Here is a 17,173-nt window from a genome sequence, read left to right as displayed (position 1 = left end):
AACGACAGGAGACAAGCATGAGCCAAGGACATTTCAGAAAAATGGCCATTTCGGCCGCCGCCATCGGTATGCTGGCCCCCCTGCATGCACAGATGTCCGACAACGTGATCAAGATCGGGTTCATCACGGACATGTCCGGGTCCTATGCCGACCTGGACGGCCCGGCGGGTGCCGAGGCCATCAACATGGCCATAGCGGACATGGGAGGCGCCATCGATGGGAAAAAGGTCGTGCTGCTGACCTCCAACCACCAGAACAAGGCCGACATGGCCGCCAGCAAGGCCCGTGCATGGTTCGATACCGAAGGCCTGGACCTGCTGATCGGTGGCAGCAACTCGGCCGCCAGCCTGGCCATGGCCCAGGTGGCCACGGAAAAGAAGAAGCCCTTCATCTCCATCGGTGCAGCCACGGCGCGACTGACCAATGAAGACTGCTCCCCGTACACCGTGCACTATGCCTTCGACACGGTGTCGCTGGCCAATGGCACAGGTTCAGCCATCGTCAAGGATGGTGGCAAGTCCTGGTTCTTCATGACCGCCGACTACGCCTTTGGCCACTCGCTGGAACAGGACACGGCCGCAGTCGTCAAGGCCGCAGGTGGCTCTGTGGTCGGCAGCACCCGCCACCCTCAAGGAGCCAGCGACTTCAGTGCCTTCGTACTGCGGGCGCAAAACAGCAAGGCGCAAATCCTGGGCCTGGCCAATGGCGGGGGTGACACGGTCAACGCCATCAAGTCAGCCAACGAATTTGGCGTCAACAAGACCATGAAGCTCGCCGGCATGCTGATGTTCATCAACGACATCCACGCCCTGGGCCTGCCCCTCACCCAGGGCATGTACATCACGGACAGCTGGTACTGGGACCTGACGCCGGCATCGCGCGAGTGGTCCAAGCGGTTCTACGGCAAGTTCAAACGCATGCCATCGTCCCTGCAGGCCGCCAACTATTCGGCGGCGAGCCACTACCTCAAGGCCGTAGCGGCAGCCAAAAGCGATGCCGCCGACGCGGTGATGCAGAAAATGAAGGCACTGCCGGTGGAAGACATGTACACCAAGGGCAGCATCCGGGAAGACGGTCGCGGCATCCATGACATGTACCTGCTCCAGGTCAAAAAGCCCGCAGAGTCCAAGCAGTCCTGGGACTACTTCAAGGTGGTGGCTACCATCCCCGGCGATGAAGCCTTCACCAAGCCTGCCGACAGCAAGTGTGCTTTCTTCAAACAAAGCCAACCCAAGCCCTGAGCCGTCCCGGCCCCGGGCGCGCACATGGCGTGCCGCCCGGGTGGAAATAGAAGCAACGGAGAAGACATGATTTCCATTGAGGCGTTTCCGACCATTGGCACGGCCCTGTTCGAAGCCGCGCGCACCTGGCCCGACCAGCCTTTTGTAGCCGTGCCTGCCAACCCGTCACGTTCCTACCATCCGCAGGGCCTGGCATGGACCTACCGCGAGGTAGAGGCTGCGGTGCGTCAACTGGCCACACGCTACCAGGCCGCCGGTTATGGCCAGGGCCGCCGCATCGGCCTGCTGCTGGAAAACCGCCCCGAGCACATTCTGCACAAGCTGGCCATGAACCATCTGGGCATCACCTGCGTGCCCATCAACCCGGACTACCGGCCACGCGAAATGGCGTATGTCATCGACCACACGCGCATGGACTTGGTGGTGGTCCTCGATGCGCTGGACCCGCTGCTGCAACAGGCCATGGGCGAGACGCGGCACCAGCCCGCCGTCTTCCGCCTGGAGGATGCTGACACGGCCTTTCCTCCCGCCGCACAGGCCGCCACGGTATTCCGTGCGCAACCCGACACCATCGCCTCCATCTTGTACACCTCGGGTACCACCGGCAAGCCCAAGGGCTGCATGCTGTCGCACCGCTATGAGCTGGCATCCGGCGCCTGGTACGCGGCACGGGGGGGCCTGGTGGCCTTGGAGGAAGGCTGCGAGCGGCTGTACAACCCCCTTCCCCTGTTCCACATCAACGCCTCGGTGCTGTCGCTGTTTTGCTGCATGCTCAAGGGCAACTGCCAAATCCAGCCCGACCGCTTCCAGGCCTCGCGCTGGTTCACAGAGGTCAGCGAAAGCCGCGCCACCGTGGTGCACTTCCTGGGCGTCATGGTGCCCATCCTGCTCAACCAGACGGCGCATGCGCTGGAACTGCAACACCAGATCAAGTTCGGCCTGGGTGCGGGCATCGACCCGCAGCGCCATGCGGAATTCGAAGCCCGTTTTGGCTACCCGCTCATCGAAGTCTGGGGCATGACCGAGTCAGTGCGCCTGGTCATCGATGCCGACACACCGCGCAAGGTGGGCACCCGTGCCTTCGGGCGCGTGCAACCCGGCATGGAAATCCAGGTCGTGGACGACAACGACCAACCCGTGCCCGATGGTGTTCCAGGTGAGCTGCGAGTGCGCCACAGCGCCGCCACGCCGCGCCGCGACTGCTTCAGCGGCTACCTGAACGATCCGGATGCCACGCAGGCGGCCTGGCATGGCGGTTGGCTGCGCACAGGCGACGTGGTGGTCCGTGACCCCGACGGGCTGTTCTATTTCATGGAGCGGCGCAAGAACATCGTGCGCCGCTCCGGTGAGAACATTGCCGCGGCAGAAGTCGAGGCCGTGCTGCAAAGCCACCCCGCCGTGGCCCAGGCCGCCGTGCTGGCCGTGCCCGACGAAGTGCGCGAGGAAGAGGTCCTGGCGTGCGTGGTTCTCAAAGGGGAGAGGCCAAAACCGCTCGGCCCAGACGATGCCCTGGTGCAAGAACTGCTGGAATACTGCAACGAGCAGATGACCTACTTCAAGGTCCCCGGCTGGTTGTGGTTCCCGGACGCCATTCCCATCACCAGCACGCAAAAGATCCAGAAGCACCGCATCTTCGCCACCGGTGCAGATCCCCGCACAACTCCGGGCATGATCGACGTGCGCGTGCAGAAAAAGCGCAGCAAGGCATGAACATCGCGCCCCATACCCCGGACACCACGCTTTCTCAGGAAACCACCACAATGCCCCAAGCACAAGCCCCTACCCAGCCACTTGTACTGACCCGCGTGGAAGGACATGTCGGCGTGCTGACACTCAACAGCTCTGCCACCATGAACACGCTGGACGGCCCCATGCTGCTGGCCATGGAGCAAGGCCTGCAGACGCTGGAGTCCGATGCGCAGGTGCGCGTGATCGTGGTGACGGGTGCCGACGAGCGCACCTTCATGGCCGGCGGCAACATCGCCTATATGAAGGAGCTGCGTGTGCTGGACTACTACGAAACGTTCTCCAACCTCATCCTGCGTGTGTTCCGGCGTTTCGAGGAGTGCCCCAAACCCACGATCGCGGCCGTGAACGGCTGGGCACTGGGCGGTGGCTGCGAGTTCATGCTGACCCTGGACATGCGCCTGATGGCCGAGGAGGCACAGATCGGCCTGCCGGAAATCAAGCTGGGCATTTTTCCCGGCGGTGGCGGCACACAGCGCCTGATCCGGCAGATCCCGATGTGCCACGCCAAACAGCTGCTGTTCACCGGCGACTTTGTCTCAGCCGACGAGGCGTTGTCCATCGGACTGGTCAATCGCGCCGTGCCGCGCAAAGACCTGATGCACGAGGCCATGGCATTGGCTGCCCGCATCGCCTCCCGCTCTCCCAGCGCCTTGCGGCTATTGAAGCGCACCGTGGTCCAGGGCGCTGAAATGCCACTGCCCACCGCGCTGGCCCATGAGGCCACGGCGATTGCCTTGCTGTTCGACAGCGAGGACGCCCGCGAAAGCATGTCGGCCTTTTTGGAAAAGCGCGAGGCCCGCATCACCGGCCGGTAAAGGCCTGCGTTGCACCAAGCGCCCCACGCAACACCCCAAAACAAAGTCAATGCATGGTAGTCTGTCCGGCCTGGCATGCAGGAGCGCATTGGCTGCGTTTCTGTGAAGCATGCTGGCGAACGCCCCGCAAAGGGCCATGAGGGAACGGCAAGGTATGAACATGAAGGCCGAAGCGGAACTGACGCCCAGGGAGAAAAAACGGGCCTTGCGGACCATGGAGATCGTCGCAGCCGCGGAAGCCGTGTTCCTGGAAAAAGGCTACGAGCGGGCATCTGTCAGCGAAGTAGCCGCACGGGTGGGGGTCGTGGAAGGCAATGTGTTCCGCTACTTCCCCACCAAACGCGATCTCTTGAACAGCGTGCTGCGAAGTCTGTACGAACCCTTGATTGCCGACGTCGAGCACGGGTTCTCGCGCATCGCCGACCTGCATGGGCGCGTGCGCTTCATCGTGTGGCGGCACATCCGCGTCTACACGGAAACACCTGGGCTGGCCCGGCTGGTACTGCACGAGATCCGGACCGCGCCCGACTACAGGACATCGGCCCTGTACGACCTGCAGTTGCGCTACACCGACTTCCTGCGCAAGACACTGGAACAGGCCGTCATGGACGGCGAGCTGAAGGCTCCGGTCAATTTTCCGCACGCCAGAGCCATGCTGTATGGCGGACTGGAACACCTGATGTGGCCGGTGCTCAGCGGAGACCGTGTGGTGGAGGTGGACCGTGTGGCCGACGAATACACCACGGCCTACCTGCATGGGGTGGGGGCACCCAGCTCCAGCGTCGAGCAGCGCCTGGACCGCATCGAACGCCTGCTGGCCGCGCGGGGCGCGAACACCTAGCCGCACACGCCCTGCCCTGACCACGGGGTGCCTGGGCTGTCACAGGCGAGGCCTTGCTCAAGCCCCGTCCAGCCCTTTCACCCCTGAAAGACGGCTCAACCACGCAGCATTTCAACCCGGTCGTAAATGGCAAGATCGGCCTGGGACTGAGGGATGTTCTGGGACACGATGTCGGTCGCCGTGACAATGCCGTCATATTGTCATAGCCGCGCGAAAGAATGGAGAACCGGCTTGCATCAATGTTCTGCACGGAAATTCCCGGCGTGCGATCAAGTACCGTTTCGATGCTATCTATTCCCTCGTCGTCCATGCACTGGCGTGTCATCACGCTGATGGTCTGAGGCGTTTCGCGCAGCGTCATGGGCAAACGCGTGGCAGTCGTGAGCGGACCCGTTGCCGCATAGCTGCCCGCCCCCTCGGTGTCTGCACTGCGCACCGCATTCTCGGTGACAGTCACAGTCGCCAACGTTGCGGGATCGTCCTTGCTTTCCTGTATGCCAGCTTTTGCGGTGCGCAGTCCATAGCTGCCATCGGGCTGAACATAGGCTTCAAGCCCGCTACTGGCCAGCAAGGCCGCCAAGCCTGCCTCTACGGTGTAACTGCCTTTCAGTCCCTGGCTTTGCTTGCCTTGCGCAATGCGGCTGTTGCCTGCGAGATAGATACCCGCTTCGCGCGAATAACGTGTGAGTGCCTGACTCAGCGGCCCGGCGGGGATGTCGTAGCTGCGGATCGCCTGAGTGGCGCTTGTCTGTTGCGCGAGAGCTGAAGGCGAGTGAGAGGCTGCGCCGATGGCCCCCCAATAATGAGCAAAGGAATGCCTAGACGGCGGGCTGACTTCTGGTGACGTTGGCTGGAGGTACGGGTGGTTTTGCGCAGAGGCATGGAGGGCTCCGAAAGAGATGTTCGACTTCACGAAGAACACAAATCACCATCCATCTGATTGCCTGGGCAGGCACACAGTGCCAACGTGCAAATCGTCCTTGGGTAGCAGCGCAACGGCGAAAGATGTCTTCTTATGAGGAGTAACCAACGAGAAGACAAAACCCGGAACCGGATTTCGCGCTATCGAGCGATTTTTTACGAGTTCAGCGTTGTGCATCGATCGTGGTCCATCACGCAAACGGCTGTTCGATGCGTATGGGCAGCTTGGCAGCCAGCATGTGCAACACACGATCTGTGTCATGAAGTGGAAAATTGCCATAAACGGCAAGATCGGCCACAGAGTCGACAACGCCCAGATGCCCCCTGCGATAGCGGCGCAGCTCCTGCACGACCTCACGCAACGGCAGGTTCTCCACGACCAAGCCTCCTTGCGTCCAGGCCTCTCGTGCAGTGTCACCGGCCTCGAGTGGGTCGATGGAATGCGCATCGAACGTGGTTTGCTGACCGGTGGGAACGATGCGGCGTGCATCCGTGGCGGATGTCCTGACCTCCACAGCACCTTGATAGACCGCCAACTGCGTCTGCCTGTCATTCATCAGTACATCAAAGCGTGTGCCTAAGGCGCGCATCCGTCCATGGGTAGTTTGCACCAGCAACGGCCTGCTGTCCTTGGCCGTCTCGACAAACGCTTCACCCGCTATCAGGACGACACGGCGCTCTTGTGCATTGACCGGATGTCTACTGCGCTTGCAGTGTTGAGCCACAACAGTGACCCATCGGCAAGCGTCAGTTGTCTCAATTGACCCGTTGCTGTGCGATGGTCAGCCCCCCAAGCCATGATCTGAGGTGGCAGCCATGCCTGATGCCAACTAAGCGCGCCCACCACACCGCCGCTACTCAGAATGCTCAAGCCGGTAAGAATGCGCCTGCGTGTCCTCAACCGTTGATCCGCTGTTGATAGCTGGTCAGCTGTGACGCGGGGATTCGGCAAAGTCCGGACCGGCTCAAAAGCGCGGCTGTTGTCCTCAACATATTGCTATGCCGCCGTGTGTGAATCTGCGGACGCGAGCCAACGTTGCCAGGCATCGTGCTCTTTGGCGCTGGCCGTGCCGTCACGAAGGCAGGCATACCACTTTGCAGCCTTATCGAGGTCAGAATGAGAAGGCTCTGCATTCATCGACCGTTGCCCTTGACTCACGACATGGACACTTGCTTCAGCTCCAGTGCCGTCTGGCGCGCAGAAAGCCTCAGGTGCCCCATCATGGCCTGGGCCACATATTTGCGGACCATTCGTCCCGAAACACCCAACTCGGCACCCACTTCATCATCGGTCATGTCGCAGACCACGGGCAGCGTGAAAGCGCTGGCGGCCTTGGGTGACAGGGACTGGAGCATGGCACCGATTTCCTCTAGCTCCTGCAGCACGATCGCCTGGCGTTCTGCCGAGGGATAGGTGGCTTCAGGAGACGTCGCCAGGATCTCCAGCCAAGCCAGCTCGATCTCCTGCCTGCGCCACAGATTGATGCAAAGATTTTGCGCAGTGGTTTTCAGGTAGGCGCGGGCCTCGGCGAAATGGGTGAAACAGCGCTCTGTTCTGCCTGTGAGCAAGCGCACGGAGGGGGCGTGGGCTAGATCAGCAGCCTCTGCTGCGGATCCCAGCCGTCTTCGAAGCCAGCTCTGCAGCCAGTTGTTGTGGTCTAGATACAGTGCGGTTATGTCTGCGTGCAAAGGGCTGGAGACGGATGGCATGGCAAGAAACCGATTGAATTGCTGCCGTAATCATACATATCAAACGAGAATCATTCACATCAAATAGAGCGTTAAGAGTCAGTTCCATATGACCGACCTCACACCTCGATTCACACCATCCTGAGTGCGACAGGAGGTATCCGGCCACCAGCAAGGCATCGGTCGCGTTTGGCCCTGTCTCCGGCCTTCCACGGCGGATGCCAAGTCATAACGCTCTGGTACTAACCATAGTGCGGTATTTGCGCCGACCCCAGCTCGTCTCACCAGCTACGCTAGCTGAGGACGGCATTTGTGCAACAACTCCTACGCCTATGAAACCGCTTCGTCTAGCAGGAACAAAATTAGTATTACTAACGCCTGTTCATATGCGGCTCCGAACCTGCTGGCAAAATGGTGACCATGCGATTCCTCCACACGATGCTGCGCGTTGGCAATCTCCAGCGCTCTATTGATTTCTACACCAACGTCATCGGCATGCAACTGCTGCGCACGTCTGAGAACCCCGAGTACAAGTACTCGTTGGCGTTTCTTGGCTTCGAAGGTGGCAACCCGGGTCAAGCGGAAATTGAGCTGACTTACAACTGGGGAACTGAGAGCTATGACATGGGCACAGCTTATGGCCACATTGCTCTGGGTGTGCCCGATGCCTATGCAGCCTGCGAGAAGATCAAGGCGGCCGGCGGTAATGTGACCCGTGAAGCAGGCCCCGTCAAAGGCGGCAGTACCGTGATTGCTTTTGTGACGGATCCCGACGGCTACAAGATCGAATTGATTCAACGCAAGGACGATCTGGGCACCGGCACCGGTCTGCGGTGATTCTTTTTCTCCAGATTCCTGGACCGAGCGGCACATGGGTGCCGCTTTTTTTTGCCTGAACGGCCTACCTATCGTCCAAACATGGGTTTTCAGTCATTGGCTGGCATTCCAGACTCGGCACTCCAACACCAATCAGGAGACTGGCAATGAGTGACTCGGTTCTGGAGCAACTTCAGCAGCGTTTGCAGCATCTTGAGGATATTCAGGCGATACAGGCTTTGAAGGCCCGGTACTTGCGAGCCTGCGATCAGAAGCAACCGAATGCCATGCGTGAGTGCTTTGTGGAGCATGGCGCAGTCATCGAGGCCGATGGTTTTCCGGCTTTTACGGATCGCGAAGAATGGGTTGAAACCTTCACCAGGCTGGCGGTTGCCAACCCGTCCATCCAGGACATGCACCACGGCCACAACCCTCAGATCAGCTTTACGGGAGCTGATAGTGCAAAAGGCTTGTGGGATCTGGAGTTCTGCCAGGTCAATGTCAAGGAACGCACCATCGTCAATCTCTCAGGTCAGTACAGTGATGAGTACGAGCGCATCAACGGGTGCTGGCAGATCCGTTCCATGCGCTTTGCGCGGGGATCATTTGTCATGCGCCAGGTCGATGCAGGCGGCATTGAAAGAGTCATTGCCCTGGGCAAGCCTCCGGCAGCTGGATTCATTGAAAACAACTGATCCTTGCTCTGTTGCAAACAGCAAAAAGCCCGATACAGCCAATGCCATATCGGGCTTTGTGCAAGAGAACTGGGTTTATCAGTTGGCCAGAATCACTTCCACACGGCGAGCTTCGGCATTGGAGCCGTCGGCCTGAGATTGCTCGGGCTTCTTCAGCTCGACCTTGTCTTCTGCCACGCCCAGTGCCACCAGGGCGGCCTGGACGGCTTGCGCACGTTGCTTGGCCAGCTCCGCGTTGATTTCAGCACTGCCGGTTGCATCATGGAAACCGGAGATCACGGCGCGCTTGCCTTCGGCCACGCCCTTGACCACATCGCTCAGCGCTTCGTTGGCGCCAGCGGCCACTTCCGCCTTGCCCGAGACAAAGTAGAACTTGACCACACCGTTTTCCACGATCACGCGGGCAGTTTCTTCAACCACCACCACAGGCACGTTGGTCGCGCTGGGTGCGGACACTGCTGCTTCGGCCTTGGGAGCATGGGAAATGCCGCGCTTGTAGACGACGGTGCCGACGACGGTGGAGACAACCAGAGCGATCAGGGCAAACAGAAAACCCAGGGCAAAGCGTTGTTGGCTATCGTCGTCAGAGCTGTTGAAGGACATGAATGAAATCTCCGTATTTGCGGGTGATTATGAAAGTACGAAACCTGTATTCATGACACTTTGCAGCCCGGCTACATGCTTCAGGCTGACAAAGCGACAAAACCACGCATTCTAGAGGTTTGCCGTGAAACGCCCTAACTGCTGCTCTCACAGCAATCGCAAAAAAGATTCAAATTTCAGCCGTTTCACACCGGGAAAGCGTTGCTTTTACGCCTTCGTGTGTGCACAGGTGCACCGACGGCGCGTCTGCGCGTTATATATCAAAGTCAATTCAGCTCTGAATCCGGTTCGAGGAGTTTCCATGTCCGCCCTTCCTTTGTTGAATCATTCCATGCGTGATGCTGACCAGATGCTGGAGCGGGCTCTGGTGCAGTGGGGAGGTGACGAGGATTTGTGGATCTTTGGTTATGGTTCCCTGATCTGGCGTCCCGAATTCGACTTCAGCGAACGCCGTTCGGCCCATGTACATGGCTGGCATCGTGCCCTCAAAATGTGGAGCACCATCAACCGTGGCACGCCCCAGGTTCCAGGCCTGGTGTTTGGCATGCTCTCGGGCGGCAGTTGCCAGGGCATGGCCTTCCGTATTCCGCGCAACCAAGGCGATACCGTCATGCGCAAGCTTTGGCTGCGTGAGATGCCCAATGCCGTCTATGACCCGCGCTGGCTGCCTTGCCGCACCCCGCATGGAGCCGTGAAAGCCCTCGCATTCACGCTGTCACGCCAAAGCCCGCACCATACCGGCGAGCTGGCGCCGGATGAATACCGGCGCATTTTCTCTCAGGCCCAGGGTATATACGGCACGACCCTGGACTATGCGCAGGCCACTTTTGACGAGCTGCAACGGCTTGGCATCGACGACAAGGCGCTCAAGCGCCTGCTGGCCTATGCGGACTTCCAGCAAGCCAGTTGCCCATCTGCTGCTGCTATTTGAAACGTAGCTAACATCGCTCTACTGTATTGGTCTGCAGAGCAAAGAAGCTTGAAATTCTGGCGATCCGGGGCACAATGGCCTTTTGATTTCGGAAAGACTGCCATGTTCCCCAACCGTGTTGCCGCCCTCTTTTCGCGCCCTGCCTGGGCAGGTTTGACGCTTGCAGCAAGCTTGGCCGTGACAGCCTGCTCCACGACCAGCAACACGGCCGCGCCCTCTTCTTCGGAGACGACTCCCGCAGCGACTCTCAGCAAAGGCGTTCAATCGATTGCACGTCTGGAAGCCACCAAGGGCAGCCAGGTAACGGGTACGGTACAGTTCTTTCCGCAGCCCGACGGCAGCGTTCGGGTGCAAGGCCGTGTGGAAGGGCTTGCGCCGAATAGCGAGCACGGCTTTCATGTCCATGAAAAAGGTGACTGCTCCAGCGGCGACGGCTTGAGCGCCGGTGGCCACTTCAACCCTGGACAGCAGGCGCATGGCAAATTCGGCGACAGCAAGGCCCATCACATCGGTGACCTGCCCAGCCTTGACGCCGACACCCAGGGCGTGGCAACTATCGATTTTGTGAGCAAGGAGTTCAAATTGGACAGAGGCAGCAGCGGCATTCTGGGTCGATCGCTGATCGTGCACAACGATCCGGATGACTACACGACCCAGCCCACCGGCAATTCAGGCGCACGCCTGGCTTGTGCCGTGATTGAGCGCGGCGCCTAAGCCTGCCATCGCCTGGAAAATGAATAGCGAGCGTGCATTTGAAGGACAAGGCCAGGCAGCCGGAACCGGGGCTTGTCTGATAGACGAACTCGGCAAATTCAAAGGCTACCGCGTCAGGCCCTCCCTCAGAGGCTTCTAGAGAATCAAGAATTGCGCGCCTGCCAGATCCTGCGCGCCTCTTCCAAGGCCTGCACAGTGTCCACATCAAGCACGCAGCCTATGTCATCGCAGTCCCAGCGCCACAGACGCTGATTCTCCGCCGCGTTGCGCACGATGGAGGCTGCGCCCAGATCGCCACTGAGCTCAGCAAGTTCCTGCGCTGCTGCACGACTGAAAGCCACAGGATGGCCCTTCTGGCCCTGATAAAAAGGTTGGATCACACGCAGCTCGCGACTCTCCAGCTGTGCCAGCTGCAAAGCCAGTTGTTGCAGCGTGCTGGCTTGAATCAAGGGCAAATCTGCAGGCAGGACCAGCCAGCCATTGGCGCCGGCTGTGGCCTTGACGGCCGCCGCAATGCTGTCGCCCATGCCGGGATGCGGCCCGTATTCCAGATACCAGGGAAGGCCCGAGGCCTGCACTGCAGCCAGCGTGGTTTGCAGAACGGTTTGCAGGCCCAGCATGGCCTGGAGCTTGTGGCTGGAGCCGCCCGATGCGAGAAAACGCTCTCCCCTGCCCGCAGCGAGAACCAGCACACAAGGCTGCTCCGAATCAATCACGGGAGCGGACAAAACTTCTTGATTCATATTGCTGTCGAGCATAACGTCGGCTTTGGCTGCGCGGCACAATGTGGACATGAGCAGCCTATCTTCATCCATTGCCGATCTGCGCAAAAGCTATGAACGCGCAGAGCTGAGCGAATCCGCTTCCAACCAGAATCCCCTGCAGCAGTTCGACCAATGGCTGCAGGAAGCCGTGAGAGCCCAAGTGCCTGAGCCCAATGCCATGACTGTGGCGACCGTGAGCGGCGACCTGCGACCCAGCACGCGCATCGTGCTGATCAAAGGTTATGACGAGCGTGGCATTGTCTGGTACACCAACTACGACAGCCGAAAAGGCCAGCAACTGGCGGGCAATCCATTCGCTGCACTGCAATTTCACTGGGTAGAGCTGGAGCGCGTGGTGCGCATCGAAGGCCGTGTGGAAAAAGTCAGTGCCGAAGAAAGCGATGCCTACTTTGCCAGCCGCCCGCTTGACTCCAAGATTGGGGCCTGGGCTAGTCCGCAAAGCCAGGTCATCAGTGGCCGCGGCGTGCTGGTGGCCAATGCCGCCAAGTACAGCGCGCAGTTTTTGCTCAATCCTCCCCGGCCTCCCCACTGGGGCGGTTTCCGTCTGGTGCCCGAGCGGTGGGAATTCTGGCAAGGACGCAAGAGCCGGCTGCATGACCGCCTGAGCTACCGCCAGGAAGGTCAGCACTGGATTCGTGAACGACTGGCTCCCTGAGTTTTGATGGATCCCTCATTGAAATGGGAGGGCGCAGCGACAGAAAGCGCCCTCTTCGCTGATGACCTTTGGCTTGTGATTAAGTGAATGAAATTATGATGGTGGTGATAAATACATCATGTAAGTTACATTAATATCATCATATGCAAAATATAGACATTCCGGATCTGCAGTCACCAGACCCATCCACTCTGCCAACAGGAAGCCAGCTGTTTCGCGACTGGCTCGAGCATGAGGGCAGCAAGAGTTGGGATGCGCTGGATACCTCTCCTGACGGCAACTATGAAAAGGTCTGGCAGGCCTGGTTGATGCATTTGTCCGGGCAGGCACCGATCTCTGGCAAGGAGCGCCCTGCGCGTAGGCAACGTTCTTCAAAGCCCTGGCATCAGGCAACCGAGCTGGATGTGCAGAGCTTTTTGCAGATACGCGATGGCCAACGTGCGCACCACCACCCCGAGCGCAAGATCAGTCCGGTCACCCGCCGCCGCTACTGGCGGCTGCTGGAGCGCATCTACGATCATGCGATGGAGCACGGCTGGATCAGCGCCAACCCAGCAACCGGTCTCGAGCCGGCTGAACGCCCTCCTTCCGAGGATGGCAAGGGCCATTGTCTGCCTCCCCTGCTCTGGCAGTCACTGCCAAGGCACTTTCCCAGCGCCGACGGCTATCAGGACGCACGTGACCGCGCCATTGTGTTGCTGCTCTACGAGCTGGCTCTGGCCCCCGAGGAAGTGCGCTGCCTGTTATGGAAGAACCTGCTTTCAAGTGCTGGTCAGATCTGGATTGGCAGCTCGGAAAGCATTGCGAACGGAGAGTCACCCCTGCCCCGCTACCTGCAGATAGAAGGCGGTAGAAATGCTCAGCAACGGCTGCTTGAGTTGCCCGACTCCGTGGCCCAGGCCCTGCAAAGCTGGAGAAGATTCAGCGCCGCACAGCGCGGGCCGTCAGTGATTGACGGCAACCATATCGTTTTCTATTCGCGCCGTGGCGGCGAACTGTCAGTACGCATGCTGTTCCATGTGGCCTCGCAGATCATTCAGCGCGCCCATCAGGCCCAGCCCGAGGACAGTCAGAAATTTCCGCTGCAGCGCGTGGGGCCGCAGGTCTTGCGCAACACGGCCATCGTGCAATGGCTGCGCGCCGGCGTGCCCGAATCGGAAGTGATTGTCAGGATCGGCGTGGACAGCACTCGTTCCCTGCGCCATCTGCAGCACTATCTATAGCCATGGCATCCTGCCCAGGCCAAAACCTGGGCAGGATGCGGCTTAACTTAGCTTGAGCCGAATCAGAAGTCCATTCTCAGACCGACCACCAGATTACGCCCCGTCAACGGGGCTGCACTCTTGATGAACGAGGTTGCTGCGTAGGCCAGACGGTTGGTGAGGTTCTGGCCCTTGACATAGAACTGCCACTGGTTGCCGCCGCTCTTCCAGAGGTAGCTCGCGCCCAGGTTCAGCATGCCGTAGCCAGGCGTCTGGGTTTCATACTGGGCCGTGCGGTTCTGGCGCAGCACCTGGGTCCATTCGGCCATGGTGTCCCAGCCGGCCAGACGCGCGTTCACACGCAAGCCGGCACGCAATGCCGGAATGCGTGGCAGCGCAGAGCCGTCCTCCAGACGCGCACGCACGCCGTCGCCAAACACACTCAGGCTCAACTCACGACTCAGGCGCTGGCTCAGCTGAGCCTCCCAGCCCGTAAAGCGCGCATTGCCCTGGGTGTATTGCAGCAGCTGCAGCCCTTCGTGGGCATCCAGCGTGGCGCCGTAGATATAGCCCTTGATGCGGTAGTGATAGGCATTGAGCTTCCAGGTCGTATCACCTGCCGTCTTGGCCAGACCCAGGTCCAACGCCTGCGAGCGCTCGCGCGACAGATTGGAATTGCCGATCTCGTAGGTTGCCGTGGCCATGTGCAGGCCGTTGGCAAACAGCTCTTCGGCCGTGGGCATGCGGCTGCCGCTGGTGAACGAGGCCGATGCGCTATAGCCGGGCTGGAACTTCCAAACCGTGCCCAGCGACGCCGAAGTGGCGCTGTGGCTGCGACGCTCGTTGCTCAGCTCGGCCTCCACGCGTTGGCGGTCGTGGCGCAAGGCTCCCTGAAAGCTCCAATCCTGCCAGCGGTATTCCTCCAGCAGATAGAGGCTGTGGCGCTGGGTATCCGTGGGCTGCACATAGGCCTCTTCGCCCGTGGCGCTGAAGCGGCGCTTGAGAGTTTGCAGACCCAGCGTGCCACGCCAGCCGGCGATGGGTTCATGCTCCATCTCCAAGCGCAGGTCATGGGCCTTGTTTCTGAACTGAGTGGCCACGCTGCCATCCTCGATCTCGTCATGGCGGTAATTGGTCAGGCCGCCGCGCAGACGCAGTGCGGCGATGCCGGCCGTGGGCTTGCGCCATTCGCCGCGCAGATCCCAGCGCTCGCTGGTCAGATCGACCACGGGCACGCTGCCGCCTTCCTCATGATCATGGTCGTGGTCATGCCCATCATGGGAGCCGCAATGCAGATGATCGCCATGTGCGTGGCAGCCTTCGAAGCTGTGCTGATGGCCTGGCAAGCCGTACTTGGCCTGCTGCCGCGTGTAGGCCAGACCCAGATAGCCCTGATTACCTACCCACGACAGGCCCACGCTGCCCGTGTTGCCGCGGCTGAAGCTGCCCGGAACCTTGCTCTGGCCCCAGCCGCTGCCCACGCGATAGTCTCCCGCGTTGCGGGCCACGCCTTCGGCATGCAGCACCAGCTGGCCGTTATCGTTCTTGAGCGGCGTGGCCGTGGTCAGGGAGAAGGCCCCGGCCGACATGCCTGCCGCCGTTCCAGCCTGCACCTCGGCCGAACCTTCCAGGCCCCTCTCGGGCACCCGGGTCGGAATCTTGCCGTCCAGCACATTCACCACGCCCCCCATGGCGCCGGGGCTGTAGAGCAAAGCTGAAGGGCCGCGCAGCACTTCGATCTGATTGGCCAGCAGCGGCTCAGTGGTCACCGCATGGTCGGGGCTGACCGTCGAGGCATCGAGCAACTCCGAGCCATCGCTGAGCACGGAGACCCGCGCACCATCCATGCCTCGAATCACGGGGCGGCTGGCTCCCGCACCGAAATGGCTGGCATTGATGCCCGGCTCGGCCGCCAGGGTCTCGCCCAGGGTCGCGGCACGACGCAGGCGCAGTTCCTCTTCACCGAGCACCTGGACGGGCGTGGCCATATCGCCGGCGGCCATGCCGGTCGCCGACACCGTCACCTCGGCCAGGCTGGACTCCTGCTTGGCCGCATCGGACTGCGCAAAGGCCAGGGGTGAGCAGGCCAGCAGGCCCAGGCCTGTGCCCAGGGCCAGTCCTCGCCCCGCTGGTTGCAGCGCCTCGATGGCGCGGGCCAGAGCCGACTTGGGGGAGCGGCGCAAGGAATGGGCGGAAGAATTCGAAAAACGTTGAGACATCTCAGTTCCACAAACAACCGTGCGCACGCAGACCATCAAAGAAAGTACGCACGGAAATTCAATAAAAACAGCATAAATCGCTTATGTATAAAGCGCTTATAGCTATCAATTCTGATGTTTCTGGTGTAGGCGGCAAAGCATGCCGCAGCATGGATCCGGCCTAGACCAGGGAGCTGAGAGACAGAGGAGGCGCGCGAGCAGCCAGCGGCGCTGCAATAAAGACGGCTCTGGGTGCGGGAGCAAAAGGCCGAGGGATGAAGCTGTCAGGTGGCGGCGCACTGAAAGCGAGCACGGCCACAGGCCCGGCATAGCCATGATTGGCCTGATCCAGCAACTGACATTCGGCCGGGCCGTGACCCGCAAACAGCGCATGGACCCAGCCCTGATCCGGGGCGCAGCCGCTGTTGTCACTCTGGCAGTCGCCAGCCACAGCCGACGAGGTTGGCTGCACATGGCTGTGCGCCAAATAGGACTTGGCCGGGTCGGTGTTGACCGCGTGAACCGCACGGTGCATCTGGCCCAGAGTCGGCCCCATCACCATGGCCAGGGCCAGCAGGCCCATCAGCCAGCGCATCATCCAGGTTTCACGCAGGCTGGCGCGACCGCCAGCGGATGCTGGACGGCTGTTTCTGCGCAGGCGGGAATGATGTGACACGTTCAGGGGCAAATGCGGTCTCGGTCGGCACGGCTGCAGCAAAGCTGCCGGGGGTTGCAAAGTGTATCTGCACTAAGGGCCCTGCGCAGCAAGCCGGGCTTAATCCTTGAGCCAGCGCGAGAACGCTTTCTGGAATTTCTGCACCTTGGGTCCCACCACAAAAGCGCAATAGCCCTGGCCCGGGTGCTGCAGGAAATAGTCCTGGTGATAGTCTTCGGCGGGCCAGTAGTTGGTCAAGGGCTCGATCTGAGTAACCATGGGTGCATCAAACGCTTTTTCGCTCTGCATTTCCTCGACCAATGCCCGCGCCACAGTCGCCTGCTGCGCATCAGTGGTGAAGATTGCACTGCGGTACTGCGTGCCCACATCATTGCCCTGACGGTTCAGTGTGGTCGGATCATGGGTGCCGAAGAAGATCAGCAGCACATCGCGCAAGCTGATGACCGCGGGATCGAAGTCAAGCTTCACCACCTCTGCATGACCGGTCTGGCCGGTACAGATATCGTCGTAGCTGGGGTGGTCCAGATGGCCATTGGCATAGCCGCTTTCCACATCGACAATGCCGCGCACGCGGTCGAAGACGGCTTCCGTGCACCAAAAGCAACCGCCGCCCAGATAAATGGTTTCCACAGCCATTACGGG

At 60.5% G+C, this 17,173-nt stretch carries 17 protein-coding genes; 10 read left to right on the top strand and 7 right to left on the bottom strand.

The window, feature by feature from the left end; translation table 11 throughout:
• Nucleotides 1-17 precede the first annotated feature (17 nt).
• The 4 genes from AAIL67_RS22075 (at nt 18) to AAIL67_RS22060 (ending at nt 4,646) form a co-directional block, all read left to right on the top strand.
• Nucleotides 18-1,241, top strand: coding sequence for an ABC transporter substrate-binding protein (locus AAIL67_RS22075; RefSeq protein ID WP_343484916.1), 1,224 nt, complete (start codon nt 18-20; stop codon nt 1,239-1,241).
• A 66-nt stretch (nt 1,242-1,307) separates the two neighbouring features.
• Entirely contained in the window at nt 1,308-2,951 is a 1,644-nt protein-coding gene (locus AAIL67_RS22070) for an AMP-binding protein (RefSeq protein WP_343484915.1), read from the top strand.
• Nucleotides 2,952-3,001: 50 nt separating this feature from the next.
• Nucleotides 3,002-3,805, top strand: a complete 804-nt coding sequence (locus tag AAIL67_RS22065) for an enoyl-CoA hydratase-related protein (protein WP_343484914.1) — start codon at nt 3,002-3,004, stop codon at nt 3,803-3,805.
• Nucleotides 3,806-3,941: 136 nt separating this feature from the next.
• Nucleotides 3,942-4,646 carry a TetR/AcrR family transcriptional regulator gene (locus tag AAIL67_RS22060; protein ID WP_343484913.1) on the top strand — a complete coding sequence of 235 codons (705 nt, stop codon included), beginning with the start codon at nt 3,942-3,944 and terminating at the stop codon, nt 4,644-4,646.
• Between the two features lie 1,112 nt (nt 4,647-5,758).
• Here the strand turns inward: AAIL67_RS22060 and AAIL67_RS22055 are convergent.
• Nucleotides 5,759-6,124 carry a hypothetical protein gene (locus AAIL67_RS22055; RefSeq protein ID WP_343484912.1) on the bottom strand — a complete coding sequence of 122 codons (366 nt, stop codon included), beginning with the start codon at nt 6,122-6,124 and terminating at the stop codon, nt 5,759-5,761.
• A gap of 598 nt (nt 6,125-6,722) precedes the next feature.
• Nucleotides 6,723-7,277 (bottom strand): sigma factor, encoded by a 555-nt coding sequence (locus AAIL67_RS22050; RefSeq protein ID WP_343484910.1) that lies wholly within the window; start codon nt 7,275-7,277, stop codon nt 6,723-6,725.
• Nucleotides 7,278-7,676: 399 nt separating this feature from the next.
• Here AAIL67_RS22050 and gloA point away from each other — a divergent pair, with 399 nt between their 5' ends.
• On the top strand, nt 7,677-8,093 hold the full coding sequence (gene gloA, locus AAIL67_RS22045; RefSeq protein ID WP_182287039.1) for a lactoylglutathione lyase: 417 nt from the start codon (nt 7,677-7,679) through the stop codon (nt 8,091-8,093).
• Between the two features lie 146 nt (nt 8,094-8,239).
• Nucleotides 8,240-8,767, top strand: coding sequence for a nuclear transport factor 2 family protein (locus tag AAIL67_RS22040; protein ID WP_343484908.1), 528 nt, complete (start codon nt 8,240-8,242; stop codon nt 8,765-8,767).
• 78 nt (nt 8,768-8,845) lie between these two features.
• Here the strand turns inward: AAIL67_RS22040 and AAIL67_RS22035 are convergent, their stop codons facing one another.
• On the bottom strand, nt 8,846-9,370 hold the full coding sequence (locus AAIL67_RS22035; RefSeq protein WP_034355965.1) for an OmpA family protein: 525 nt from the start codon (nt 9,368-9,370) through the stop codon (nt 8,846-8,848).
• A 301-nt stretch (nt 9,371-9,671) separates the two neighbouring features.
• On the opposite strand from AAIL67_RS22035, the gene AAIL67_RS22030 reads away from it, so the two are divergent.
• Together AAIL67_RS22030 and AAIL67_RS22025 are read left to right on the top strand one after the other, a co-directional pair.
• Entirely contained in the window at nt 9,672-10,301 is a 630-nt protein-coding gene (locus tag AAIL67_RS22030; protein ID WP_034384211.1) for a gamma-glutamylcyclotransferase, read from the top strand.
• Nucleotides 10,302-10,403: 102 nt separating this feature from the next.
• Complete coding sequence (locus AAIL67_RS22025) at nt 10,404-11,015, top strand: superoxide dismutase family protein (RefSeq protein ID WP_343484906.1); 612 nt, start codon at nt 10,404-10,406, stop codon at nt 11,013-11,015.
• A gap of 143 nt (nt 11,016-11,158) precedes the next feature.
• Here the strand turns inward: AAIL67_RS22025 and AAIL67_RS22020 are convergent, their stop codons facing one another.
• A complete protein-coding gene (locus AAIL67_RS22020) occupies nt 11,159-11,773 on the bottom strand; it encodes an NTP transferase domain-containing protein (RefSeq protein WP_034384285.1) in 615 nt (204 codons plus the stop codon).
• 34 nt (nt 11,774-11,807) lie between these two features.
• On the opposite strand from AAIL67_RS22020, the gene pdxH reads away from it, so the two are divergent.
• Together pdxH and AAIL67_RS22010 are read left to right on the top strand one after the other, a co-directional pair.
• Nucleotides 11,808-12,455 carry a pyridoxamine 5'-phosphate oxidase gene (gene pdxH, locus AAIL67_RS22015; RefSeq protein ID WP_034391592.1) on the top strand — a complete coding sequence of 216 codons (648 nt, stop codon included), beginning with the start codon at nt 11,808-11,810 and terminating at the stop codon, nt 12,453-12,455.
• Nucleotides 12,456-12,598: 143 nt separating this feature from the next.
• Entirely contained in the window at nt 12,599-13,678 is a 1,080-nt protein-coding gene (locus AAIL67_RS22010) for a tyrosine-type recombinase/integrase (RefSeq protein WP_343484905.1), read from the top strand.
• A 62-nt stretch (nt 13,679-13,740) separates the two neighbouring features.
• Here the strand turns inward: AAIL67_RS22010 and AAIL67_RS22005 are convergent, their stop codons facing one another.
• The 3 genes from AAIL67_RS22005 to msrA form a co-directional block, all read right to left on the bottom strand.
• Complete coding sequence (locus AAIL67_RS22005; protein WP_343484904.1) at nt 13,741-15,876, bottom strand: TonB-dependent receptor; 2,136 nt, start codon at nt 15,874-15,876, stop codon at nt 13,741-13,743.
• Between the two features lie 160 nt (nt 15,877-16,036).
• The gene (locus AAIL67_RS22000) at nt 16,037-16,531 is read right to left on the bottom strand and encodes a hypothetical protein (protein WP_343484903.1); all 495 of its coding nucleotides are present in this window, start codon (nt 16,529-16,531) and stop codon (nt 16,037-16,039) included.
• A gap of 99 nt (nt 16,532-16,630) precedes the next feature.
• Nucleotides 16,631-17,167 carry a peptide-methionine (S)-S-oxide reductase MsrA gene (gene msrA / locus AAIL67_RS21995; protein ID WP_063661182.1) on the bottom strand — a complete coding sequence of 179 codons (537 nt, stop codon included), beginning with the start codon at nt 17,165-17,167 and terminating at the stop codon, nt 16,631-16,633.
• Nucleotides 17,168-17,173 lie beyond the last annotated feature (6 nt).

The organism is Comamonas sp. A7-5, from assembly GCF_039581385.1.
Lineage (GTDB): Bacteria > Pseudomonadota > Gammaproteobacteria > Burkholderiales > Burkholderiaceae_C > Comamonas > Comamonas thiooxydans.
Note: the sequence above shows the minus strand (reverse complement) of the source record. Positions and strands in the feature narration are given on the sequence as shown.

Excerpts from the sequence above, each read along its gene's own strand:
- AAIL67_RS22075 (WP_343484916.1), top strand. The coding sequence starts at position 18 with ATGAGCCAAGGACATTTCAGAAAAATGGCCATTTCGGCCGCCGCCATC.
- AAIL67_RS22070 (WP_343484915.1), top strand. The coding sequence starts at position 1,308 with ATGATTTCCATTGAGGCGTTTCCGACCATTGGCACGGCCCTGTTCGAA.
- AAIL67_RS22065 (WP_343484914.1), top strand. The coding sequence starts at position 3,002 with ATGCCCCAAGCACAAGCCCCTACCCAGCCACTTGTACTGACCCGCGTG.
- AAIL67_RS22060 (WP_343484913.1), top strand. The coding sequence starts at position 3,942 with ATGAGGGAACGGCAAGGTATGAACATGAAGGCCGAAGCGGAACTGACG.
- AAIL67_RS22055 (WP_343484912.1), bottom strand. The coding sequence starts at position 6,124 with ATGAATGACAGGCAGACGCAGTTGGCGGTCTATCAAGGTGCTGTGGAG.
- AAIL67_RS22050 (WP_343484910.1), bottom strand. The coding sequence starts at position 7,277 with ATGCCATCCGTCTCCAGCCCTTTGCACGCAGACATAACCGCACTGTAT.
- gloA (WP_182287039.1), top strand. The coding sequence starts at position 7,677 with ATGCGATTCCTCCACACGATGCTGCGCGTTGGCAATCTCCAGCGCTCT.
- AAIL67_RS22040 (WP_343484908.1), top strand. The coding sequence starts at position 8,240 with ATGAGTGACTCGGTTCTGGAGCAACTTCAGCAGCGTTTGCAGCATCTT.
- AAIL67_RS22035 (WP_034355965.1), bottom strand. The coding sequence starts at position 9,370 with ATGTCCTTCAACAGCTCTGACGACGATAGCCAACAACGCTTTGCCCTG.
- AAIL67_RS22030 (WP_034384211.1), top strand. The coding sequence starts at position 9,672 with ATGTCCGCCCTTCCTTTGTTGAATCATTCCATGCGTGATGCTGACCAG.
- AAIL67_RS22025 (WP_343484906.1), top strand. The coding sequence starts at position 10,404 with ATGTTCCCCAACCGTGTTGCCGCCCTCTTTTCGCGCCCTGCCTGGGCA.
- AAIL67_RS22020 (WP_034384285.1), bottom strand. The coding sequence starts at position 11,773 with ATGCTCGACAGCAATATGAATCAAGAAGTTTTGTCCGCTCCCGTGATT.
- pdxH (WP_034391592.1), top strand. The coding sequence starts at position 11,808 with ATGAGCAGCCTATCTTCATCCATTGCCGATCTGCGCAAAAGCTATGAA.
- AAIL67_RS22010 (WP_343484905.1), top strand. The coding sequence starts at position 12,599 with ATGCAAAATATAGACATTCCGGATCTGCAGTCACCAGACCCATCCACT.
- AAIL67_RS22005 (WP_343484904.1), bottom strand. The coding sequence starts at position 15,876 with ATGTCTCAACGTTTTTCGAATTCTTCCGCCCATTCCTTGCGCCGCTCC.
- msrA (WP_063661182.1), bottom strand. The coding sequence starts at position 17,167 with ATGGCTGTGGAAACCATTTATCTGGGCGGCGGTTGCTTTTGGTGCACG.